At 44.7% G+C, this 23,390-nt stretch carries 25 protein-coding genes; 14 read left to right on the forward strand and 11 right to left on the reverse strand.

The window, feature by feature from the left end:
* Window positions 1-101 precede the first annotated feature (101 nt).
* Entirely contained in the window at window positions 102-749 is a 648-nt protein-coding gene (locus AAHK14_RS02910) for a UPF0149 family protein (RefSeq protein WP_062499971.1), read from the reverse strand.
* Between the two features lie 158 nt (window positions 750-907).
* Here AAHK14_RS02910 and AAHK14_RS02915 point away from each other — a divergent pair, with 158 nt between their 5' ends.
* The 3 genes from AAHK14_RS02915 (at window position 908) to AAHK14_RS02925 (ending at window position 2,939) form a co-directional block, all read left to right on the forward strand.
* Window positions 908-1,273, forward strand: coding sequence for a hypothetical protein (locus AAHK14_RS02915; protein WP_065256233.1), 366 nt, complete (start codon window positions 908-910; stop codon window positions 1,271-1,273).
* Between the two features lie 20 nt (window positions 1,274-1,293).
* Window positions 1,294-1,956: a cell division protein ZapA gene (locus AAHK14_RS02920; protein ID WP_227712976.1), complete on the forward strand. Its 663-nt coding sequence runs from the start codon at window positions 1,294-1,296 to the stop codon at window positions 1,954-1,956.
* Window positions 1,957-2,063: 107 nt separating this feature from the next.
* Window positions 2,064-2,939 carry a PoNe immunity protein domain-containing protein gene (locus AAHK14_RS02925; protein ID WP_065256234.1) on the forward strand — a complete coding sequence of 292 codons (876 nt, stop codon included), beginning with the start codon at window positions 2,064-2,066 and terminating at the stop codon, window positions 2,937-2,939.
* Here the strand turns inward: AAHK14_RS02925 and AAHK14_RS02930 are convergent.
* Window positions 2,930-3,634 carry a YggS family pyridoxal phosphate-dependent enzyme gene (locus tag AAHK14_RS02930; RefSeq protein WP_065256235.1) on the reverse strand — a complete coding sequence of 235 codons (705 nt, stop codon included), beginning with the start codon at window positions 3,632-3,634 and terminating at the stop codon, window positions 2,930-2,932. The two genes, AAHK14_RS02925 and AAHK14_RS02930, sit on opposite strands and share 10 nt — an antisense overlap.
* Window positions 3,635-3,801: 167 nt before the next feature.
* On the opposite strand from AAHK14_RS02930, the gene AAHK14_RS02935 reads away from it, so the two are divergent.
* Together AAHK14_RS02935 and AAHK14_RS02940 are read left to right on the forward strand one after the other, a co-directional pair.
* Entirely contained in the window at window positions 3,802-4,848 is a 1,047-nt protein-coding gene (locus AAHK14_RS02935; RefSeq protein WP_065256236.1) for a type IV pilus twitching motility protein PilT, read from the forward strand.
* Between the two features lie 9 nt (window positions 4,849-4,857).
* Window positions 4,858-5,985 (forward strand): PilT/PilU family type 4a pilus ATPase, encoded by a 1,128-nt coding sequence (locus AAHK14_RS02940; RefSeq protein ID WP_194092644.1) that lies wholly within the window; start codon window positions 4,858-4,860, stop codon window positions 5,983-5,985.
* 58 nt (window positions 5,986-6,043) lie between these two features.
* Here AAHK14_RS02940 and fur read toward each other — a convergent pair whose 3' ends face one another.
* From fur to AAHK14_RS02975, 7 genes are all read right to left on the reverse strand, one after another.
* Window positions 6,044-6,490 (reverse strand): ferric iron uptake transcriptional regulator, encoded by a 447-nt coding sequence (fur, locus tag AAHK14_RS02945; protein WP_062499981.1) that lies wholly within the window; start codon window positions 6,488-6,490, stop codon window positions 6,044-6,046.
* A gap of 193 nt (window positions 6,491-6,683) precedes the next feature.
* On the reverse strand, window positions 6,684-7,727 hold the full coding sequence (locus tag AAHK14_RS02950) for a cytochrome c peroxidase (protein WP_172823646.1): 1,044 nt from the start codon (window positions 7,725-7,727) through the stop codon (window positions 6,684-6,686).
* 132 nt (window positions 7,728-7,859) lie between these two features.
* A complete protein-coding gene (locus AAHK14_RS02955; protein ID WP_083108295.1) occupies window positions 7,860-8,615 on the reverse strand; it encodes an alpha/beta hydrolase-fold protein in 756 nt (251 codons plus the stop codon).
* The gene (locus tag AAHK14_RS02960) at window positions 8,612-8,752 is read right to left on the reverse strand and encodes a hypothetical protein (protein WP_156065143.1); all 141 of its coding nucleotides are present in this window, start codon (window positions 8,750-8,752) and stop codon (window positions 8,612-8,614) included. The genes AAHK14_RS02955 and AAHK14_RS02960 overlap by 4 nt, the downstream gene beginning before the upstream one ends.
* A 235-nt stretch (window positions 8,753-8,987) precedes the next feature.
* The gene (locus AAHK14_RS02965) at window positions 8,988-9,875 is read right to left on the reverse strand and encodes a class II glutamine amidotransferase (protein WP_065256241.1); all 888 of its coding nucleotides are present in this window, start codon (window positions 9,873-9,875) and stop codon (window positions 8,988-8,990) included.
* Window positions 9,876-9,993: 118 nt separating this feature from the next.
* Window positions 9,994-10,764 carry a DUF3800 domain-containing protein gene (locus AAHK14_RS02970; RefSeq protein WP_065256242.1) on the reverse strand — a complete coding sequence of 257 codons (771 nt, stop codon included), beginning with the start codon at window positions 10,762-10,764 and terminating at the stop codon, window positions 9,994-9,996.
* Window positions 10,764-11,765, reverse strand: coding sequence for a homoserine kinase (locus AAHK14_RS02975; protein WP_065256243.1), 1,002 nt, complete (start codon window positions 11,763-11,765; stop codon window positions 10,764-10,766). The genes AAHK14_RS02970 and AAHK14_RS02975 overlap by 1 nt, the downstream gene beginning before the upstream one ends.
* 179 nt (window positions 11,766-11,944) lie before the next feature.
* Here AAHK14_RS02975 and AAHK14_RS02980 point away from each other — a divergent pair, with 179 nt between their 5' ends.
* The 7 genes from AAHK14_RS02980 (at window position 11,945) to AAHK14_RS03010 (ending at window position 19,316) form a co-directional block, all read left to right on the forward strand.
* Window positions 11,945-14,923 (forward strand): DUF6493 family protein, encoded by a 2,979-nt coding sequence (locus AAHK14_RS02980; RefSeq protein ID WP_194092645.1) that lies wholly within the window; start codon window positions 11,945-11,947, stop codon window positions 14,921-14,923.
* A 146-nt stretch (window positions 14,924-15,069) separates the two neighbouring features.
* A complete protein-coding gene (locus AAHK14_RS02985) occupies window positions 15,070-16,422 on the forward strand; it encodes an SWIM zinc finger family protein (protein WP_065256245.1) in 1,353 nt (450 codons plus the stop codon).
* 103 nt (window positions 16,423-16,525) lie between these two features.
* Window positions 16,526-17,941, forward strand: a complete 1,416-nt coding sequence (gene yegQ / locus AAHK14_RS02990; RefSeq protein WP_065256250.1) for a tRNA 5-hydroxyuridine modification protein YegQ — start codon at window positions 16,526-16,528, stop codon at window positions 17,939-17,941.
* Between the two features lie 21 nt (window positions 17,942-17,962).
* On the forward strand, window positions 17,963-18,280 hold the full coding sequence (locus AAHK14_RS02995) for a hypothetical protein (RefSeq protein WP_065256246.1): 318 nt from the start codon (window positions 17,963-17,965) through the stop codon (window positions 18,278-18,280).
* An 8-nt stretch (window positions 18,281-18,288) separates the two neighbouring features.
* On the forward strand, window positions 18,289-18,711 hold the full coding sequence (locus AAHK14_RS03000) for a type II toxin-antitoxin system VapC family toxin (protein WP_062499602.1): 423 nt from the start codon (window positions 18,289-18,291) through the stop codon (window positions 18,709-18,711).
* Window positions 18,712-18,713: 2 nt separating this feature from the next.
* Entirely contained in the window at window positions 18,714-19,043 is a 330-nt protein-coding gene (locus AAHK14_RS03005; protein WP_062499600.1) for a DUF4298 domain-containing protein, read from the forward strand.
* A 15-nt stretch (window positions 19,044-19,058) separates the two neighbouring features.
* Window positions 19,059-19,316 carry a YfhL family 4Fe-4S dicluster ferredoxin gene (locus AAHK14_RS03010; RefSeq protein ID WP_065256247.1) on the forward strand — a complete coding sequence of 86 codons (258 nt, stop codon included), beginning with the start codon at window positions 19,059-19,061 and terminating at the stop codon, window positions 19,314-19,316.
* A 16-nt stretch (window positions 19,317-19,332) separates the two neighbouring features.
* On the opposite strand, the gene AAHK14_RS03015 is transcribed toward AAHK14_RS03010, so the two are convergent.
* Complete coding sequence (locus tag AAHK14_RS03015) at window positions 19,333-20,835, reverse strand: YihY family inner membrane protein (RefSeq protein ID WP_065256251.1); 1,503 nt, start codon at window positions 20,833-20,835, stop codon at window positions 19,333-19,335.
* A gap of 164 nt (window positions 20,836-20,999) precedes the next feature.
* On the opposite strand from AAHK14_RS03015, the gene AAHK14_RS03020 reads away from it, so the two are divergent.
* Together AAHK14_RS03020 and AAHK14_RS03025 are read left to right on the forward strand one after the other, a co-directional pair.
* Entirely contained in the window at window positions 21,000-21,470 is a 471-nt protein-coding gene (locus tag AAHK14_RS03020; RefSeq protein ID WP_065256248.1) for a hypothetical protein, read from the forward strand.
* 18 nt (window positions 21,471-21,488) lie between these two features.
* On the forward strand, window positions 21,489-23,054 hold the full coding sequence (locus tag AAHK14_RS03025) for a M48 family metalloprotease (protein WP_065256249.1): 1,566 nt from the start codon (window positions 21,489-21,491) through the stop codon (window positions 23,052-23,054).
* An 18-nt stretch (window positions 23,055-23,072) separates the two neighbouring features.
* Here AAHK14_RS03025 and AAHK14_RS03030 read toward each other — a convergent pair whose 3' ends face one another.
* The gene (locus tag AAHK14_RS03030; protein ID WP_281133647.1) at window positions 23,073-23,390 is read right to left on the reverse strand and encodes a hypothetical protein; all 318 of its coding nucleotides are present in this window, start codon (window positions 23,388-23,390) and stop codon (window positions 23,073-23,075) included.

Below are 23,390 nucleotides of genomic sequence, written 5' to 3' on the forward strand. Positions count from 1 at the left end.
ATTTATGAAAATGACAATTTTAAAAAGGACATGTTCGCCACGTCCTTTTTAAAATTGTCAAATTTGTCAAATCCACAAAAACCGATTTTGGATAGCCCCACCTACTGCTTTTTATCCATCGCATTAAACACAGGCGGTAGCTCCTTTTGGGCTTCGTGTTCTTTTTGGATTTCGCTGGCGGTGAGACGGTCGGGGGATAAGCCTTTGATGATGGACAAATCCGCCACGTTTTTGCGTTTGCGATTAGATAGGCTCACTGGCACCATGCGGGCAAATTCAAATAAGTACAGATACTCTTCTTCGTCGCCATCAAACTCATCTTCTTCGTCAGGGCGGATACTGGCGATTTTGGCAAGGTCAGCCACCTGCTCACGTTCATCTGCCGTCAAAGCGACTTCTGCCACGCCAAGCCCCGTGATAAAGCCCCCTGCCCAGTCTTTTAATGCCAAAAACCGCTCGGACAACTCATGCTCATCATCAGGCACCAGTGGCTCATAGCCATAGGCGTCATCTTTGTCTTTTAAGGCAAAACTTACGTCTTCACCATACTCCGCCAACAACTCCAACGCCCGCTCATCAGGCAGGGCAAAGCTAAGCTCGGTTAATATCGCCGACCATCCTGCCACGTCCGTGGGATGACAGGCGGTCATCAAGGCACTCATGAGACCATGTAATTCACTGATAGAGACATCTGTCCATGTGCTAAACGCTTCTGTCCAGTCATTAAATCCTGATAAATCATCACTCATAAGGCTCTCGCTGTTGGTTACTGTTGGTTAAACTGCCCTATAAATGCCGTCATTTTGGCAAAAGTCAAGGGTGTTTTGTGTTTTTAAAATCTCATGCTACAATAACACACCAATCATCGCTGAACAATCGCTTATCGCCCATTATCCTAGGAACACCCATGCTAACCCAATTACAACTCTTAGAGCAGACCATCACCGAGCTAAAAGCACGCTACAACATCACCGCCACCGAACTTGCCAATCTCAAACACAAATTGGCACATGATGACAGCCCCCGTCAAATCAGCCAGTTACAGCTTGAAATCAACCAAAGCAAAGACGAAAACAACGCCTTGCACGCCCGTATCAAAGAGCTACTGTCCGCCCAAGATGAACTGGACAAACGCCTAGATGAGCTAAGCCAAGACAACGAACGCCTAGCCAAACAAAACAAGGATCTTGCTGAGAAAAATGCCCTTGCCATCAGCCGTGCCGAAGTCATCCAAACATGGCTTAGCAAAATTGATAACCAAAATCACCAATAAAAATCAACAAGGACACACTCATGAACATTCATTCCGCCATCAAATTCGGTGCCAAAAACAACATCAAAGTCAGCCCATCGCATGAGACATCTGCCCCAAGCGAGCCGAGCAAGACCGCCGAGCAAAAAACACAACAAAACCCAAACCCAAGCCAAAGTTCAAACCCAAGTTTAAGCTCAAACCAAAATCTAAGCCAAAATCTAAGCCAAAGCCAAAATAATCAAAATACAGAAAATCCAGCCCCTGCCAAACCTGCCACGCCCACGCCTGCCCCAAAAGCAAGTGACAGCACGCTTGGCAATATTGGCAATACCCCTGCCACGTCCCACGCCACACCCACAACATCCAAAGTCCCGACAAAGCCTGCCGATAAAACGGACAAGCCGAGCTTTAAGGCGGTTGATTTGAGCATTGCAGGGTCATCACACCGCATTACCTGCCCTGTCGATGAAGTGGCACAGTTGGAGCAAGCAGGGGCATACATCAATGACAAAATCCGTGAGCTTCGCCGTGCCGTCAAAGGCAAAAACCCCAGTAACGAAGAGCTGTTGGTACTGACTTGCTTGGAGCTGTACGACCAATGCCAAAGCCTAAAAAACGACCGCAAAAATCAACTGCTAGATAACGAACGTGCCAAAGCCTTGATTGAGAAAATCACCAAAGACGCCCGTTCGGTGTTGTAATCCAAATGATAAAAGGCATGTTTGTAAAACCCATCAAACATGCCTTAGTTTTACCCATCAAATTAAACCATTAAAATCAAACCATCAAAAATTAAAAAGGATTTCTCATGACAACTTTCGCCCAAAAACGCCGTCAGAAGTTTATGACCAAAGCGTATTATGAGAAAATGAAAGAATACTATGATGATGTTACCGATTACAGTATACAAGACCAAAACCATTATGTGGATGAATTTAATTTCTTGTCTGTGGATTTACAGCCAGACTGGATAATCCTATTTGATATATATTACGGACAACTCCTACTCGCCTACACCGCAGGTGATGACATCAAAACTCTGATTCCTTATCTATACAAATGTATCGAATGCAAAGAAAATGAAGCCGCAGCGATTGCCAAACATCATTATGAGGAGGGTAGCTTGCCCTGTGTGCTTGGCTTTGGCTCTGGTTCTGACAAAGTCTTACAATTTATCAGCCTAGCCTACCTGTTAGATTGTCGTGATTTATTACCCACCATCAAACGACTGGCAGAAGGTCAAAACCAAGATGTCTTTGATGCTACTGATGCATTGACTGACCGCTTGTTTAGGCTTATTGACCCCAACCAAGCAGTACGACCTGGAAAAGGCGATAATATTTTATACAACAACCCTTGGTACACGATTATCTGTGATTGTCTGGATGATTTATATCATCACAAAGGCAACACCCAAAAAATCAAAGACACCATCATCGATGAGTTAAGACAAAACCTAGAAGAATGGTACGAATACCACAATCACAAGCTATGGCATAACAGCCATCTTAGAATGGAAGAAGAATACGGCTATTTTGGCTACTGGGAATTTGTGCCAGCATGCCTTGTCTATCTTTTTGACTTGGACGATACACCCTTGCACAAATTTATTCATTACCCCAAAGATTTGGTGGCGTGGGCAAGACAAAACAGCCCCAAAGAGCCTATGCTACATCAACCATAATCCCGCTCACCAAATATCGCCGTTCCCACTCGCACCATCGTTGAGCCGTGGGCGACCGCCTGCTCCATGTCGCCACTCATGCCCATGGACAATGTGTCAAAGTCAGGCAAATCAAAACGCCCTTTGATGTCATCAAATATCGCTTTGGTGCGGACAAATGCGTCCGTACCGTCTTTGCTAGGGATAATCATTAGCCCCCGTAAGGTTAGCTTTGGCAGACCCATCACGGCTTGTACCAGCCCATCTAATTCATCAATATGGCAGCCCGACTTACTCGCTTCATCGTCGATGTTGATTTGGATAAGCACGTTTAGGGGCGGGCGGTCATCTGGGCGTTGGTCGCTTAGCCTTTGGGCGATGATGGCTCGCTCCACCGTCTGCACCCAATCAAAATGCGTGGCGATGTCTTTGGTTTTGTTTCGCTGAATATGCCCGATGTAGTGCCATGTTATCGGCAGATGTGCCAGTTCGTTGATTTTTATCAAGGCTTCTTGTAAGTAATTTTCACCAAAATCACCCTGCCCTGCCTGATACAGTGTGGCAATGTCCGATGATGGCTTGGTTTTTGAGACAACAAGTAGCACCGCTTTGGGGTTGGCTTGGTAGGTGTCATTGATGGCGTCTAGACGCTCTTTGACTGCCGTATGACGCTCGATGAGTGCGTTGGATGATGAATGATGGGGAGCTTGTGTCATGGTTTTTCCTTAAATCTTTGTATTTTAGCAGAAAATCCCCACAAATGGCATAAACTTTGGCATAAAATGGATTGTAATATCTGACGGGACGTGGTTTAATGGCAAAGCAAAATATTGTATAATAAGCCCATAATTTATCCAGTTTATTCATTTTTTAAGGCAATCCCATGTCAGCTCCTAGTATTGAAGACCTACTGCGTTTTGTGGTAAAAAATAAAGCGTCCGACTTGCACTTATCGGCAGGACTACCACCCATGATTCGTGTGGATGGTGAAGTGGTGCGTATCAACACCCCCGAGATGGATCACTCTACCGTGCATAAGCTCATTTATGACATCATGAATGACAAACAGCGTGCCGACTACGAAGAGTTTTTAGAAACGGACTTCTCGTTTGAAATCCCCGGGCTTGCTCGTTTTCGTGTGAACGCCTTTAACCAAAACCGTGGTGCTGGTGCGGTATTTCGTACCATTCCATCCAAGGTTCTGACCATGGAAGATTTGGGCATGGGTCCTGTCTTTAAAAAGGTCTCTGACTTTAAGCGTGGCGTGGTACTGGTCACAGGCCCGACAGGTTCGGGCAAATCAACCACACTGGCGGCGATGATTAACTACATCAACGAAAGCCGTAAAGAGCATATCCTAACCATCGAAGACCCCATCGAGTTTGTCCACGAATCCAAAAAATCGCTCGTGAACCAACGTGAAGTACACCGTGATACCCTAGGCTTTGATGCTGCTTTGCGTTCGGCACTGCGTGAAGACCCCGACATCATTCTGGTCGGTGAGATGCGTGACTTGGAGACCATCCGCCTTGCCTTGACTGCTGCCGAGACAGGACACTTGGTGTTTGGGACACTCCACACCAACTCTGCTGCCAAGACCATTGACCGTGTGATTGACGTATTCCCTGCCGCCGAAAAAGACATGATTCGTGCGATGTTATCCGAGTCCTTGCAAGCAGTTATCTCGCAAGCCCTACTCAAAAAAGTCGGGGGCGGTCGTGTGGCGGCTCATGAGATTATGCTTGGCACACCTGCCATTCGTAACCTTATCCGTGAAAACAAAATCGCCCAAATGTACTCTGCCATCCAAACAGGGGCAGGCGAAGGCATGATTACCCTTGACCAGACGTTAAAGAACTTGGTCGCGTCTCGCACCATCACCAAAGAGACGGCACGTGTCTATGCCAAACAGCCAGAAGCATTCTTATAAGGAGCTTACATGGATTTTGATAAACTACTACAAGTGATGATTGCCAAAAACGGCTCTGACCTTTTTATCACCGAAGGCGTTCCCCCGTCACTCAAAGTCAATGGTACCATTTTGCCCATGACCAAAACGCCACTGACTGCTGAGCAAACCATGGCACTGGTGACCAGTATCATGACCGAAGCTCAAAAAAAAGAGTTCCATGAGACCAACGAGTGCCAATTTGCCATCTCTGATAAAGCCGAAACCGCTCGTTTTCGTGTGTCAGCGATGATTCAACGTAACAAGGCGGCGATGGTGTTGCGTAAGATTGAGACGCAAATTCCCACGACCGAAGATCTAAAACTACCGCCGATTCTAAAAGAGCTTGCCATGAAAAAGCGTGGCATTATCCTACTTGTCGGTGCGACAGGTACAGGTAAATCCACCACGCTGGCTGCCATGATTGGACATCGTAACGAGAACTCTCGTGGTCACATCATCACCATCGAAGACCCGATTGAATACGTCCATCAGCACAAAGGCTGTATCGTCACTCAGCGTGAAGTGGGTATTGACACACTCTCGTTTGAAGAAGGGCTAAAAAACACCCTACGTCAAGCCCCTGATGTTATCCTTATCGGCGAGATTCGTAACCGTGAAGTCATGAGCTATGCCATCCAGTACGCTGAGACGGGTCACTTGGTATTTGCCACACTCCACGCCAACAACGCCAACCAAGCCATCGACCGTATCATTCACTTTTTTGAAGCGGACAGACACGGACAGTTATTCATGGACTTGTCACTCAACTTGCGTGCCATCATCGCCCAACAGCTTATCCCAACCCCTGATGGCAAAGGTCGTCGTGCCGCCATCGAGATTCTACTAGGCACACAGCTCATCGCTGACTACATCCGTAAGGGCGAGATTCATGAGATTAAGCCTGTGATGAAACGCTCTCGTGACATCGGCATGCAGACCTTTGACCAAGCGTTGTTTGACCTGTATGAATCAGGGCAAATTACCTATCAAGACGCACTCAAACACGCTGACAGCCCGAACGACCTACGCTTACAAATCAAACTGGAAAGCAAAAATGCTGCCGCGGTCGAAGAAGAGTCTGCCAAACTCTCTATTGATATGGGCGACTACCCATAACCTGGCGATAGGCAAACAAAAAGACTGGCATGACCAGTCTTTTTTTATAACTCTTAGCCTAGCTTTTATTGGCAGGGTCAAGAGTTTTTTGACACTCTTCGTTATCGCACACGCCATGCAAGACCAGTGAGTGCCCTGACAGCTTGAAGTTATACTTTTCAGCGATTTTCTCTTGCTCATCTTCGATGATGGCATTATGAAACTCTTCAATCTTACCACAGACATCACACACCAAATGGTCATGATGCTCTTCTTGGGCAATCTCAAACACCGATAGGTTATTTTCAAAGTTATGACGCTCAACAATACCTGCCTGTTCAAACTGGGTCAGCACACGGTACACCGTCGCCAAGCCGACATCTTCGCCCTGCTCGGCAAGTGCCTTGTACACGTCTTCGGCACTCATGTGGTGGTGTTCTGCGTTCTCTAATAGCTCTAAAATCTTCATGCGGGGCAAGGTTACTTTCAGACCTGCCTTGCGTAAATCTTTGTTAGTAAATGCCATGTTCATCACCTTTTAAATCGTGGACTTAGTCGCTGATTATTGATTTTATAAATCATCACAGCTCTTTTGATTATCATTTGATAATCAGTTACAAGATAAGTGTACTTTAACACACTTTTGATAAAATTTCATCCATCAATTGAGGATTTGTGGACAAAATGCCTGATTTTTGGGATTGGTTTTTTTAATCTTGCTACAACGTCAGCAAAAACGCCGTCAATGCGTCCATCTCGTCAGCGGTCAGCCCTAGCGGTTTGATGAGTGGGTCTAAGTGGTCAGCGTGGGCAATGGGTGGGGCGGTGCTGGTGGGTGGTATGTCCATGCCTGTGTTATAAATCGCCACCACGCCACGCAAATTGGTAAACAGTCCATGATGAAACCACGGTTTTGATGTGCTAAGGTTTCGCAAAGACGGGGTTTTAAATTTACCAAAATCGGCAGGGTCGCCTGTGATTTCATATTTGCCAAAATCTTGGCGGGTGCGTCCTGCTAGGGTTTGATTGAGATTGTGAAAATCGCCATCGCTCATCGCTTGCCCAAAATGACAATTCATGCACCGCCCCTTGGTGCGAAATAGGTGCAAGCCCAACAGTTCGGCATCACTCAAAGCCGTGATGTCGCCCTTTAAAAACTCATCAAAACGGGTGGGCGTGGGGGTCAGCGTGTGTAGATAGGCAGTCAGAGCGTGGGCGACTTGATTGATGTCAATGGCGGTCATCTGCCTCCCAAACACCGTCCGAAAGTGTGGCAGGTATCCTGCATTTGCCAAGCGGTTTGGCACGCTGTCTAGCGTGATGTCCATCTCGTTGGGGTCGGTTAGGGGCATAAGTACTTGCTCATGCAAGGTCTTGGCTCGTCCGTCCCAAAAAAAGGCGTGTTGTGGGCTGTCTAATCCTAAATGTGTCAAGGATTGGCTGTTGCGGGTGCCTTGTCGGTCATATACGCCAAGCGATACGGGACGTGGGTCGGCAAAGGCGTGGTGCGGGTCATGGCAAGTGATACAGGCGATTTGTCCGTCTGATGACAAGGCGGTTTCAAAAAATAACCGTTTGCCAAGCTCGCTTAGGGGTGTGGGCATGGGTGGCGTGCCAATGGGGGCAAGCTCTGCCCATGCCACGCCGTCATCAATGGTCGGTGCCAACCACTGGTCGGTAGGCTTGGCATAGGCAAGGCGTAAACATTGTATGTCGCATTCGCCTGATGATGTGTGAGCTACTGCCTGACAGGTGCCAAACATGATAGCCAACACCACAAAAACCACTCGTAACATTGCGATAAATCAGCTTGTTATGTTTGGTGGGTTATTATAAACCTGTTTTATAAAACTGTAAAGCGAATGATTATCGTATGCTTTTTGGCTTGACAAGATTTAACAGTTTGAGTCCGCCTTACACGCCTGATACGCCATGTTCACGCCTTGTATGATAGACGGATAGGCATTTTCGCCGTGGGCGTGGTTGGGATTAAAGTCAAAAGTTACGTTGGCATGGGGCAGTTTATTTTTTAAAAACTCACTCATCAAAAACGCATCGCTATTTTCTAGCGTGGTGGGGGCGTTGGGGCTTCGGTGTCGGGCATTTAGCTCGTGTTCGCCGAGTGTGATAAGGACGTTTTTGATGTTGGGCGTGGCGATAATTCCCTTTTGATGAGCCAAAATGCTTTTGTCATTCCACCAAATAGACGGACTGACGATGACATAATTATCAAAACTCTCGCTACGAGCCATGAGCAGATACAGCCCAAACAATCCACCATAAGAATGCCCGATGAGCGTGCGGTGATTGGGGTTAATGCCAAATTCTTTATCTAGCATGGGGGCAAGTTCATCAGCGATAAAAGCATGAAAATAATCCGCCCCACCAAATGCCGTCTGCTCGCCTGTTGGAGCAGGGTAGCTGTCGGACGGTGGCGTATAGTCGTGTGTGCGGTTTGGTATGTCAAAGGCTCGCCCTGTGGGGTAGCCGATGCCCACAACCATGAGCGATTTGGGATTTTTTTCGCTCGGCTTGTCGTGATTCATTTGAGCGATAGAGCTTGCCACCCCAAAAAACGCATTGCCGTCTAGCACATAGATGACAGGATAGCCGTTGGCAGGTTTGTCGCCGATGGTGGCGACTTGTATCAGGTAATTTTATCGGTGTAGCTAGAATACACCACTTTTTCATGACTGTTTAACATGGTGGCAGGTTGCCATGCGTGGGCGGTTAAAATGGTGCTACATAAACCCCATGCCATCATCAGCATTATAATGTATTTTTTCATGATTGCTCACAAATTGTTCAAAATCAAAACTAGGGCGTGTTGAACTTTTGTATTTGCAATGAAAAATGAGAAAAATCGCACGTTTTTCAAGGAAAAAACGCAGGCTGATAGTCATTCTATCAGACAAGTTTTTGACGAAGAAAAACAAGATTTAGCCATTTTTCATGCAAAAACGATTAGTTTATTTCTAAAACATTTCTATATTGTAAATAGTGTTATAAAGGTTCAATACGCCCTAAACACTCGCCCCCACACTTCTTGCCAAAGCGATACCATCTTCTATGGACAAGTAAGTTTTTTTGCTGGGCGTGTCCCTAAATACCACGTCGCCATCCCTAAATACCACACATTCGTCCACGGCAATCTGTTGCCATTTTTCATTGATGGTCAGCGGTATGGTAACCAATATCGTCACTTTGTCTTTGCTGGTGGTGACATCGCCAAAGTTGACACTCATCTCCCCATCCGACAGATGAGCTTCGCCAAAGGGGGCTTTGCGAGTGAGATAAAAGAGCAGACTGCCTGCATATGCCAGTTGCCAATTTCCATTAGAAATCAAGCAGTTAAATAGCCCATTGGCAGACAGATAACGGCATTGTGCGGTCAAAAAGGCAAATAAGGCTTCATCGGACGGACGGGACTTAAAGGTGGCTTTTAGACGGTTTAAAAGATAACAAAACGCAAGCTCGCTGTCGGTCGTACCTACGGGGGTATAATGCTCGGCATTGCCGTTGGCGTGTAGGCGTTCGGTGCGACTGATAAAGCTGTCGGTCATCTGCCCGTTGTGAGCAAATGCCCACTGCTCGCCCCACACTTCACGCACAAAGGGGTGAATGTTGGACAGGTTATTTTTCTCGCCAATGGTCGCCCGTCTGATGTGGGCGATGACGTTCATGGCTTTTATGGGATAATGGTTTATCAAATCCGCCACAGGCGATAGGTGCGACGGCTGATTGTCATGGAACTGGCGTAAGCCTATCTTACCCGTCTCGCCACGTTCAAAAAAGGCGATACCAAACCCATCTTCGTGATGGTCAGTCCCCCCGCCCCGCTGGCGAAAGCCTGTAAAGCTAAATCCGATGTCGGTAGGGGTGTTGCAGTTCATTCCAAGTAGTTGGCACATGGTTTTCTCTATTTTCTTGCAATTATTTATATCAAATGTTATACTAAACTTAGCAGTCTGACCTAAGGCGAGACCTTACAGTAGGACTCATCGGGTCTGAGCAATCAGACCCTTTTCTTTATCTTATCACGATACCCAAAGGATGTGTTTTGCTTGCTTGAACAAACAAAACAGGCTTTAAACGCTCAACATAATTCCGCCCACCCTTTTTCTTTACGTAGCTACATGGTGAGAATTTTTGTCCCAAAAAGTAAGCCTTCACATCAGCCAATTGAATAAAATAAGAATGGGCTGAATCTCTATGCACAGCATCTTCAATAATAAACTTCAAAGGCATCATGCGATAACCCGAACCAAGACCAATTTGGTTGGGTATGGGGTTATAGCGTCTCATTCTACGATTTAAATTTCTTAACTTGATTTCATCAGTTTTATCAACAAATAAAATGGCCAAATCGTGATTTTGTGCTGTTGAACGAATAAAGTTTTTGTAGCCCAGTGTGTTATCAATGCGTTGCATTAAAGTTTGCCATGCTAATTCAAAGATATCAGCATGTGCGGTTTTGTTTTTCTTATTAACGACAACGTTTATGATTTGATAGTTGGGCAGAGTTGCTTGAAAATCCAAAACATCTCTTAATAGTCTAAGTCTTAATGATTTGGCGATGCGTTTTGAGTCTTTGGGTTTGTGAATGAAATGAGAGCTGTGAATTTCTTCTCTTAATTTAAATCCATAACGCCCCTTTAAGTGGCGACGAAAATTGATGACGGCTTCCAAAGTGGCGTGCCAATCTTGTTCATGAATAATAATCGCACTTAGGCAAAAATAATCCGAAGGGCTGTTATTAACCCCCACGTCTCCACTTTCATCAACATAAATCAAAAACATCAGGCAACACGCCCCCAATGAAAACTCGCCAGCCGTTTCATCAAATCAGGATTTTTTACCATAATATCATCGCCCGTCCGCCCTTGCTCACGGTTATAGTAGATGACGTTTAGACGCAGTAGCCAAAAAATCGTGGCAGAGTAGGCAAGCATGACAGGCAGGGCGGTTTTTTCGTTGTCGGTTAAGGGGCGGACACGCTCGTAGCCGTCTATAAAAGCAGTCATTTTGTCGGTGTTAAAATTCACGCTCTCGCCGTCTGTGGCATTGCCCCAAGTCGTACAAAAATCGTTAATGGTAATGGCAATGTCCATCAGATAATGCTCAACCGACACTTCGGTAAAGTCCAAAAGCCCTGTCAGGCGAGCCGTATCGCCTGAAAAATCCCATAAGGTATTATCAGTAAACATATCCAAATGACAAAGCCCCTTTGGCAAATCATCGGGCAGATTGGCGTAGGCTGTCCAGATGTCGCTTATGAGACGGGCTTCATCGGTGGGCATATAGGCGGTTTCACGCTCTTTGACCCTTGCCCAGTCGTACAGTGGCACGCCATAGTTTTCGGCAGGTTGCAGGGTTTGTAAGGTCTCATGCAGAGTTGCCAACGCTTGCCCCATAGTACGACACATGGCGGTGTCGGTGGCGGTGGGGTGTGAGCCTGAGAGCTTTGGCACGACTAGGATTGCTTTGTTTTCGTATCGCATGACGCAGTCGGAGCCGATGTCATCGCCTTTGGCGGTGAGTTTGACAAGTGGTGGGGCGATTGGTAATTTGTCTTGTAGGGCGTGCATGACGGTTGCCATTTTGATGATGTCGGCAGGTACACGCTCTTCAAATAGCGTAAACACATAGCTAAACTCATCGCCCACGTCGCTGTCGGTTTGGATAAACCAGTTGGAATTTTTGATGCCTTGGGTAATTGGAATGGCTTTTTTAAATTTTACGCCAAACAAACCACAAAACGCAAAAAATTCATCATCAGATAGGTGGGTATAGACGGACATGGGTTAGCCTTTTTTGTTGAATAAAATCTTTATTTTAAAACTTTTTGCAAAAATTTACGACTACTTTTTGACTTTTTAAGTATTTATACCCAAGCGGTTGCCCTTGTTTTTAACCATGATAACGTTTATCATAACCAAACACCCCAATCCACCCAAAATCTACCAAACAAGGAACGCCCATGACCCAACCCGCCCCCAAAACCAAAAAAGACATCTTAGCCGAATTTGACCACATCATCGCCACAGGCGAGCTTAGCCAAATCATTCCCTTTTTGGACGCTCACAAACAAGGCAACGTAAGCGAGCTTAAAAAACAGCTCAACAAAGCCCGCCGATATTATCTGGACCGGCATGAAGTCAAAGAAAACGGCAGAACGGTTGGCACAGGTGTGCGTGGCACGCCCAATCACGAGCGAATGCTGTTTTGTTTGGCATTGGCGTTATTATCGCCCAGTGATTTTAATGGGCGTTGGTTTGATTGTTTTGCACAGGTGTTACGGTATATGTCCAACCCTGATTATTATAAAAGTTTGGATAACAAAAACAATACCACGCCCATGGTTTTTGACATCATCAAGCATTTTGATTTTAAAGAGCTGTTTAATGCTTTTACGGCAGAATGTGTTAAAAGAGAGATAATGTGGGGATTAGATTATCCATTATTAAGACGATTAGAAAATGACAAGCTGATAGACCATCACCCCCAACTATTTGCCATGACAATCGCTAGATTTACAATGCCAAATGCTATGCCTAAAAAGAAATTAAGCATTGATGAATACCGAGAGTTTATCTTGTCATCAGACATTTTGGTTCGTGATGTCAAGTTATTATTTGAATATGAAACTGATGTGAGTTGGGTATCATTTGACTATTTAGACAGGCAGACATTTAAAGAATATAAAAACGGTGAATTTTGGCTTTATTTTATTCCTGAATTTATCAAACAGGGCAAATTAGACCGTCAATTTGTCCTACAAAAATGCCTAGAAATCCAAACAGGACTTTGGAAAACAACCAGCAAAAGTTTTTTTAAAGAGCTATTTAAAGCACTCTCCCCAACCATAGATGAGCTTATCACACACCAAGAGCAGATTTTTGTTTTATTGCACAGTGATTATAAACCTGCGGTTAATTTTGCCATTGAACTTATCAAACAAATCATTCTTGATGAGCGGTTTTTATTAGATGAATTTATAGAATTCGTTAGTCCTGTGATGATGAATGCCGATTTTAAAGGCGGTATCAAATCGCTACTTGTGTCCTTTGATAAATTATTAAAAACCAAGCCACATTTGATTAAAGATTTGTATCCTATCATCAGCTCGGTGTTATTTGTCAATGAATTAGCCCTACAAGAGCGAGCGGTAAAAATACTTGCCAAATACGCCAATAAAAAAGCCTTAGATGATGAATACGACAATCTACAAAATACCCTGCACGCCATTTATGATACTTTGCCAAATGACATCAAATCAGGATTAGCCCCAATTTATACGCCCATGCTAGATAATGGCGAGCATGATTTATCAAATAATGTCTCTAATGAACCGATGAATGACACAGGCACAGATTATTATTATGATAACAGCGTCAATATTGATTATTTTGCCGATGAGCGAAAAATCACGCTTTATGATGATTTTAATGAGTTGTTATTTAATTTTGGGCAATTAGAACATGGCGATAACCCCATAGAGATTGAGATTTATATGGCAAGTTATTTAGCCTTAAAACAACAAGGCAAATTCCCAAGCGATGATAACACCCAATTAAAATCAGTATTGGATAAATACCGTCATCAGTGGTCAGACAATGATGTCTTTACAATTTTTGAAACAGAATTTTTAAATCACATTTATCAAAATAAAGATGAAAAAATCGGCACTCATCAATATAAATTTTTAAACTCTTATCATGCCATAGTGAAGCAGTTTATTGCACTTGATAAGATAAATGACGGCAAAAGTGATAATCCCTTATCGCTATTATCCACGCCAACCCATGCACCTGCTTATATAGAGCCTGCGATATTGGTAGAGCGACTCATCGCCTATCAGAAGGCGGGGGTAGAGATTGATTTGACCGATTATGCCATAGCATTGGCTCGCACGCCACGAGCGAGTGTAGAGCCTGCCCTTAGTTTATTGCCCCAAATCACAGATGAGCTTATCCGTGAGAGCTTGGCATTTGCCTTTGGGCAGAGCGAATTACCCAAGACCATTCCACCCCAAGCAATCAGCGAAAAGTTTGGTTATGAAAAAGGCGAGCATTATCAAGCATGGCGGGGCATATTTGCAACCATAGCCAAAACGCATTATCCTAATATAGAGCTGGATTATTCTCATGAATATGCCAAACTATTTGATAAGGTGGTGGTTAATGATAAATTGGGGCAAGATTATTACCGCAAGCAAATATTGGCATATGATTGGCAAAGTGGCAGAAATATTGAAACGGGTAGTTATTATATCGGGTTTGATATCAGTGCTTATTTAAAATATGCTCATACTTCGGACATTTATCGCCAAAGTTGTTATTATGCAAGAATATATACAGATATTTATGATAATCAGATATTGACATTATCCAAATTTTTAACACCACTTAATCAAACAGACAGTGATAAATTTTTGTCAAATTATGTATTTGATGATTCAGAGATGTACGCTCAAATTGCCTTACCATTATTGCAAATCATGGCGAGCGATGATTATCCTTATAATCCTTATACTCAGTTTATCATGACGGCGTGCTGTTTTGCCAAAGACAAAGCCATAAGATTGGCGGTGGTGGATTTGATGAGTTTTGCCATTAGTCATCACAGATTGGATATTGATACCTTTACCCGACATAGTAGCGAATGGACCAATCATAACTCCGCCCCATTTAATCGTTATGTAGAATGTATCCAAAGCCTGTCTGAATATGGTGGTGATTATGCGGTCATTGTCAAAGAGATTATTGAAAAGACGTTATTAAAACTTTGTTTTGATGATAAATTACCAACCAATTTTAAAAAGTATTTGGAGCTGTATTATTTATTATTGTCCCAATCAAACACCAAAGCCGATGATGAAATAATGACAAAGCTACATGAATTTGTGGCGATATCGGGTAGCGTCAAGGCAATCGTAAATAAAATTGGTAAATTATAATTAAACTTCCTGCAAAACTAGGTTTTCCGTTCGCCCTGAGCTTGTCGAAGGGTAGCGGAAAACCGTTATGGTTCGACAAGCTCACCACGAACGGTTTTCTTCAATTGGAGTTTTGCAGGAAGTCTGTTAGTTAAAAGGATAAAAACATGAGCCTTGCCGATATTGATGTCAGTTATCAATCCCCCAGCCGATTGATAAAAAAACCAACCTTTGATGAATTGGTATTATCTCATCATACCGACATCGAAGAGCTGACCGACATTCCATGCTTTTTTTGGGGCGAAATCACCGAGCCACTGCCGACTGCCAAAGCCTTGATGTGCCTAAGCCGTGTGGTGCGGTCAAGTTTTGCCCCCATACCTGTATCACTAAGAGACCCGATTATCAGTGCAGGGCGAGATGAGTTGCGTTTTGAAGGCTTTTCATCGTGCAATGGGGTGTATGCCCGTTTGGATTTGTTATCGGACGGCATGGACGGCGAATTTATCGCACATGGCACGACCAATGTGGATTTTAATGAACCGATGATAAATGCCCTAAATGCCGTCAAAAAGAATGAACTTATGATGATGAGCGTGGGCGATAAAGAAGTTAATATCAGCACCGATGTGGGTAACATCAAAGAGAAAAAAGTGAAATTGCCCGACCGCTGGATAAAGGGGCTAACCAGTGTGCAGGTCTATATGGCGGACATGGTGGAGATATTTAGATTAAATAAAATGCAAAGTATGCAGTTTTTTAATACCATACCCAAATCCAAAAATAACGCCACACTATATTTGACTTATAAATTAAATAAAGTCGTGATAAGTCCCATTTATGCCAAAGGGAGCATAAAAGTGGGTGGTTTGGAGCGACTTCGGTTATTAGAAAATCTGGTGCCGTATATTGATAACATGGTGTTTTTTCAAAATATCAATGATGATAAAGACAGCCAGAGTATGGCAATACAGATTTATATGAAACATATGCGATTGACATTGGCAATATCACCGCACAATCATCGGGGATTTTCGGGGGAAGGTAATATATTACAAAAAATAACGCATGAATTGCCAACTGAATATATTTATGCCTTTAATCATTTATTAAAAAGTAATGAGAATTTTGACCCGACCACATTAGCCATAGACAATGATTTATATATTGACGATGTTAAAAGTTTGACCACGCATTTATCCATGATTGGGCTGTTGGGATTTGATTTGTATAGCGACAGTTATTATTATCGCCGACTGCCTTTTAACATGAATAAATTATTATCGCTCAATCCCCGCCTAAATAACGCCAAAAAACTCATCAAAGACGATAACATCACGCTCGTTCATCATCGCCCCAATGACACCCTTGCCCATGTCAAAAGTGGCGAGCATACTTATACAGTGGTCATCACAGACACCCATGCCAAATGCACCTGCCAATGGTATGCCAAACATCAGACCAAGCGTGGACTGTGTAAGCATATTTTGGGCGTGCAGATGATGATAAATGCGTTGTGAAATATAAAAATACCGCCCAAACTTGACTAATACAGTCAAGTTTTTTGGCAAAATTTCTGTTATAATAATGGGTTTAACAAATTTAGCCAAAACGAGCCAACCAATGACAATCAAACAGCCAAGCCAAAAACAAGCCGAACTTCTCTGCCCTGCTGGTACCTTTAAAAATATGCAATACGCCTTTGCTTATGGGGCGGATGCGGTCTATGCAGGGCAAGCCCGTTATTCTTTGCGGGTGCGTAATAATGATTTTGATGAAGAAAACCTTGCCAAGGGCATTGCCTACGCCCATTCGCTTGGCAAAAAGTTTTATGTGGTGGTCAATATCCAAGCCCACAACGCCAAATTAAAAACCTTTATTGAAGACATTCGCCCTGTCATTGAGATGAAGCCTGACGCTCTCATCATGTCGGACGCTGGCATGATTATGATGATACGAGAGCATTTTCCGCACCAAGACATTCATCTGTCCGTGCAAGCCAATGCCGTGAACTGGGCAACGGTGAAGTTTTGGAAACAAATGGGCATTACAAGGGTGATTGTCAGCCGTGAGCTGTCTTTAAAAGAGATTAACGAGATTATCAAAGAAGTCCCTGATATGGAGATTGAAGTCTTTGTCCATGGGGCGTTGTGCATGGCATATTCTGGGCGGTGTCTGCTCTCTGGCTATATCAACAAACGTGATGCCAACCAAGGCACTTGCACCAATGCCTGCCGTTGGTCGTACAACACTTATAAGGCGGTGGAAAATGAAACGGGCGACATCGTTCCTGCCAGTCCAGAAGTGTTTGTCCCCAGTCAAGGCGAGATTAAAAACGTCAATCTAAATGGCGATGTCGTTATGGGCGATGATTATGTAGAAAAGCCGTCTGATGAAGTCGTACTCATTGAAGAAGAAGGTCGCAAAGGCGAGCTTATGGCGATGTACGAAGATGAGCATGGGACGTATATCATGAATTCTAAGGACTTGCGTGCGGTGGAGCTTGTGCCTGATTTGGTAAACATGGGCGTGCATTCGTTAAAGATTGAAGGGCGTACCAAGTCGCATTATTATGTCGCTCGCACCGCTCAGGTCTATCGCCGTACCATTGATGATGCGTTGGCGGGCAAACCCTTTGATACAGGGCTTATCACCGCCCTTGACGGACTTGCCAACCGTGGCTATACCGAAGGCTTTCTACGCCGTCATGTGCATTCGGATTATCAAAACTACGAGTACGGCTCATCAAAAACCGACAATCAGCAGTTTGTGGCGGAAGTGTCAGACGTGGCGGACGACTTTTTGACCTTAGAGATAAAAAACAAACTCATGGTCGGCGATGATGTGGAGATTATGACACCAAAAGGCAATTTGACTTATACACTCACCGAGATGTGGGACAAAAAAGGCAATGCCATAGACGGAGCGTTGGGGTCGGGGTGGATTGCCAAAATCAAAAATCCGTTTAGCGATATTTCTCATGATGACCTAAAATTCGCCCTTGTGATGAAAAGTGTGAGTGAGGCGATTTATACTTGATATTTATAAAAAGGAGAAAATATGCCAACCGTTATTTCACAAAATGCCAATATCAATGCCGAGCGGTTATTTACCGCTCTTATGGATAATAGTGTATTGATAAAAGATAAAAACAGCAATATTGAAAAAGTGGCATTAGATTATCAAACTTTTGTGCAATTACAAGAGTTTTTATCTCTGATGTCGCATAAAAAACAAGATAATGCTTTTGTGTCGCTTGCTGATACTTTTAAAAATCTTAAAAATGCCGATAAAATGGATTTTGATGTGGATTTTGATAGCATTCGCAAAAATCAGCCATTACCACAATTTGACGACCTTGACTATTTATTTGATTAAGGCAAACCATGTTTTTACTTGATACCAATGTCATTTCTGAAATGCGTAAAATTAAAACAGGGCGTGCCAATGCCAATGTAACACGGTGGGCGGAACATTTAAATATCCAAGAAACTTATTTAAATTCGGTTATCATTGGCGAGATTTATCGGGGAATTTTATTAAAACGCCATAATAAGGATTATGAACAAGCACAAATTCTACAAGAATGGCTTGATGATTTGTTGGTGGTGTATCAAGGTCGCATTCTTGATATTGATGTGCAAATTGCTAAGATTTTTGCCGAATTAAATACGCCCAATTTTAAATCCGCCAATGATGCTTATATTGCGTCCACAGCGATTGCGTATGATTTGACCCTTGCCACAAGAAACATCAAAGATTTTGACGGTATGCCTGTTAAGATTATCAATCCTTTTGAATTTACATAACCATGCAACAAAAAATCTCCCACTACCAAGCCCTATACCGTGAATGGCTCGCCCTACAAGCCGATAATGACAAACTTATGGCAAACCTGCACCGCCAAAACGCCATTACGGACGAACTGTCCGCCTTTTATTTTAATCATCATGGACAATCCGACTGGCAACGCTATTATGAAGCCTTAGAAAATGGGGCGGACGTGGATTTGACCACAGACGGCGAGTATAGCGTGATGAGCCAAGATACGCTTTGGGATATGTTTTGTGATGAGCGGGCATTTTATGAACGACTTTCTAAGTTTGCTCAAAATAGGCTTCACGACTTAAATAACAAATAACAATTTAAAAAACCAATGGCACTAAAAATCACCACCGACTGTATCAACTGCGACATCTGCGAGCCTGAATGCCCAAACGATGCAATCAGCTACGACCAAAAAGGGCAAAAAACCTACGTCATCAACCCCGACCTATGCACCGAGTGCGTGGGTTTTTATGATGAGCCAACCTGTGATAAGGTCTGCCCGATTGACTGTATCATCAAGGACGATAAACGACCCGAAACCCCTGAGGATTTGATGGCAAAATATAAGCGGATTTGGGGGAGATGACCCCCATTTGTGTCGTTTAGCTCTCCACGCCTTTTTTCACGTCCTTAACCACTTTTTTGCCCCGACCATACCAATGCCAGCCTTTTTTGGCAAGTCTGACCGCTTTGGTAATGTTGCTCTCAGTAAAGCTTGCCTCCCCTATTGGCACGACCACACTATTGCCATGCTCATCCACCACTTTTTTGGCGTCAGCATTAAAACCATCGGCATCGCTGTTACTATTGGCAGTCTGTGCAGTCATTCGCACCACAGACTCTTTGGCTCGCAGTGGGGCAGTTTTAAACAGCTCTGCCAGTGGCATGTCTAGCTCATCTTTTGCCAACTTTTCTATACTTTCTAGGTGGCGATACAACTCCACATACCACGGGTCATAGTCCGCCATCGTAAAATCATTCATCTCACTTTTGATGGGCAAAGGATAAGGCATGGTTTTATAAAACTGCCATAAACTTACGGTATTTAAATCCGTACGCAGGATATATTCATCATTTTCAGTACGTGTAATCAGCTCATTGGTTACCAGCTCATCGATGTACAGATTCCATTTTGGTGTCTCTTTACGTCCCAGCACCCCCCGTAGCTCGGCTTCGCTTGCCGTCTCACCCACTTGATATTTTTTATAAATCAAATTAAGCATGTCAAGCAGGCTTAGCAATGGATGACGTACCGCCACTTCCTTGCTGTCAAAGATGGTTAAGGTGTAGCTAATCTCCACCCCGAGCAATATCAAGTTCCACGACAGATATAGCCACATCAAAAACACAGGGATGGCAGCGAACGCCCCATAGATGGCTTCATAACTGGTAAAATTCGCCATGACCGTCCCAAAGACCATCTTTAAGGTCTCAAAGAGTATCGCCACGACCACGCCTGCGATGGCGGCGTTTTTTAGGGGAACTCTGACTTTGGGGATAAACCAATACATGGCAATAAAGCCACCGACCGTGAACAAAAACGAGATGATTTTTGCCCATATCCCCCAATCAATGCCATAGCCTGCCACTTGCTGATTTAAAAACGACAGCCCCGAGATGGCACTGGACGCACCAAATGCCACCCCCAAGATAATGGGAGCGACCGTAATCATTGTCCAATAGCGGACAATACTTGCCATGCCCCCTGTGCGTTCTGATACTCGCCAAATTTGGTTAAACGCCGTCTCAATGGTGATGAGCGTCAAGATGGTTGTCACAAAAACCCCCGCCACACCGACAATCCCCAGATTGCTCGATTTTTCGGCAAAATTATCCATGTGCTGAGAAATCGTCGCCCCTGATGATGGCATAAGATTGCTATAAATGGCTTGTTGCACCTGCCCACGCACATCTTCTAAGGCAGGCACACTTGAAAACACCACGAGCATGACCGTCAAAATCGGCACAAGCGATAACAGTGTGGTATAGGTCAAGCTGGCGGCTTTTTGGGTGCAGTTATCGTCCAAAAAGTGACGTACCAGCAAGCGAATGTACATAAACCAAGAATGATGAGCAAAGGGCAGTTTGTTAAGAAGTTGAGTCATGAGCTTTGAGATGGTTTTTTGGTATAAATCAATGTTAAAATTAACGTAGTTTAACAAATATTACCACAAAATTGCTTTATGTTTATGTAATTTTTTAAAAAAACATAAATGGTAACTTTTGCCAAATTTTGGGTATAATAGATTCATTTGTCCGTGCCAATACCATGAAAAAAGCCCACACCATCGCCCAGCCCAAGCCCATCATTCCCATACAGTCCGCCCTTCGCCGAGCGTGGTTTGTGTGGCTGTTGTATTGTCTTGTCATCTATCCTGTGCTTGCCAGCCTAGCATTCGGCAATGTGGGCTATGCCAATCTGGGCATGAATGGGGGCGTGGTTACTGGCATGGTGTTTGGCGTGATATGGCAACTTGTCAAACTCATCCCTGCCCTACTGCTCACCCCCACCATCAAGCGAGCGGACGCCCCTTATGGGCTGATTGTGGCAAGTTTGGTCATGCTTATTTATTTGGGCTTTGTGGGCGTGTATTGGTTTATTCATGTCTTTGAGCATTCGCCAGTGTATATCAGCGTAGGATTTGGCTTTGAGACGTTATTACTGCTTATCATCAATGTCTTATTGTTCGTTTTATTAAAACGCCTACCACCCATGCACAAAAATAAAATAAGAAAATAAAAATAATCAGGCAAAATCATGATAACTTATAAAAAATACCTACCCCTGCTCATTGGCTTATCGCTTACCCCAACCGCCTTTGCCCATGACACACCGCCCGAGAACATCACTCGCACATCGCTCATCTATGACAGACATGCCGAGCAGTTGGGATATCATGGCACCAGCATGGGGCAGTTTGGCACGTCGGTGCATGACAGACCACGCTCACAGCCCCTAGCTCCGAACATCGTCACTGGCACTCGCTTTAACGAGCAGTACATCAACCGCCAAATCGCCCTGTGGTCATTACGCCAAATCAACAGCTCCATGCCACTCATTGACGACGCATGGTCAAATCAAGTCATCAATGACATGACCGCCCAGATGAACGCCCTAGTTCGCACCCAGTCGCTCATCGCCACGCCCATCATCAATGACAGCAGTATCAACGCCTTTGCCGTGCCGGGGGGCGTCATCGGCATGAACACAGGCACGATACTGTCGGCAGGCGGGCTTGATGAAGTGGCAAGTGTCATCGCTCACGAAATCGCCCACTTATCCCAACGCCACTACGAACACAACCAAGAAAACAGCAAAAAACTCATCGCCCTACAAATCGGCGGACTACTGGCAGCCCTAGCGGCAAGCTCAGTCAGTGGCGATGTGGCGGCAGCTGCCATGATAGGTTCACAGACCGCCACCGCAGAGACGGCAGCCAGTCACAGCCGTGAGCATGAGCGAGAAGCGGACAGAATGGGTCAGCAGATTTTGGTGCAGGCAGGCTATGACGCCGCCGCCATGCCCCGCTTTTTTGAACGCCTATACAAACAAGTCTCGCTGACCACAGCCAAAAACGCCTTTGTGCCGAGCTTTATCCAGTCACACCCCTTTACCGCCGAGCGTCTGAGCGAATCGATGAGCCGTGCCAAAGGCTATCCTGTACCAAGCATGGTCGCCCGTGAACAGCAAGCCCGTCTTTTTGACAAGCTGACATGGCGACTTCGCTATCTGACCAAACAGTCGGGTCTGGACGAGCTGACCATTCACGCCAAACGCAGTGACGGGGCAAGGCTTGCTCTTGTCATGTATTTAGCGGACAACGCACGCACCAATGAAGCCCTACGCCTATTTGCCAACGCTTCTTTTGACCCGTCTGACCCACTTGTCTGCCTGACCCACGCCCATGTACTCACCAAGATGAATAACCACGCCCAAGCCGTAACGGTACTGTCATCTTGCCAAGCGATATACCCCGAACGCCGAGATTTACGCCTGCATTTGGCGGACGCTTATGTCAGCACAGGCGACACCGCCAAAGCATTGGCACTACTAACTCCCTTGACCGAGCGTACGCCCCATGACAGGCAGGCTTGGCAAGGGATACAGCACGCCTACGAAAAATCACGCATGGACAAAAACATCGCCACCATACACGCCCTACACGCCCGCTCACAGGTAGAGCTATGGACGGGTAAGTATGACGGAGCATTACAATCGAACGCCCAAGCCACCAAAGTCGCCAAAGCCCACCACTCAAACTTGCTACCCATGTTGGAGCAAAGCAAAGCGATGATAATACAAGCTAGGGACTATAAGCCGTGATTTGTGTTGTGGCTTAGGCTATGATTTTGTTTTTAAGAAAAAATAAAACCCACCACCATGACTGCTATAACCCCAATCGCCGTCTAATAGTGCGATGAGTTTTTTGGCATAACGCTCATAAATACCATCTTTTCGCTCGGTACTGGACGAGAACGAGAAATGCGTGATGCTCTCCACACCTTTGGTGTAGTGCGACTGATTGACATAATCCGCCACCGCACGCATGATACGGTCAATGGTATCAAAGGGCTTTTTATTATAACCCACATCATCGGTCGTTTCATCGTCCGCATAAAACAGGGCGGATTTGTGAACCGACCCCCAAATCTTAGACAT

The organism is Moraxella sp. K1664 (assembly GCF_039693965.1).
GTDB lineage: Bacteria > Pseudomonadota > Gammaproteobacteria > Pseudomonadales > Moraxellaceae > Moraxella.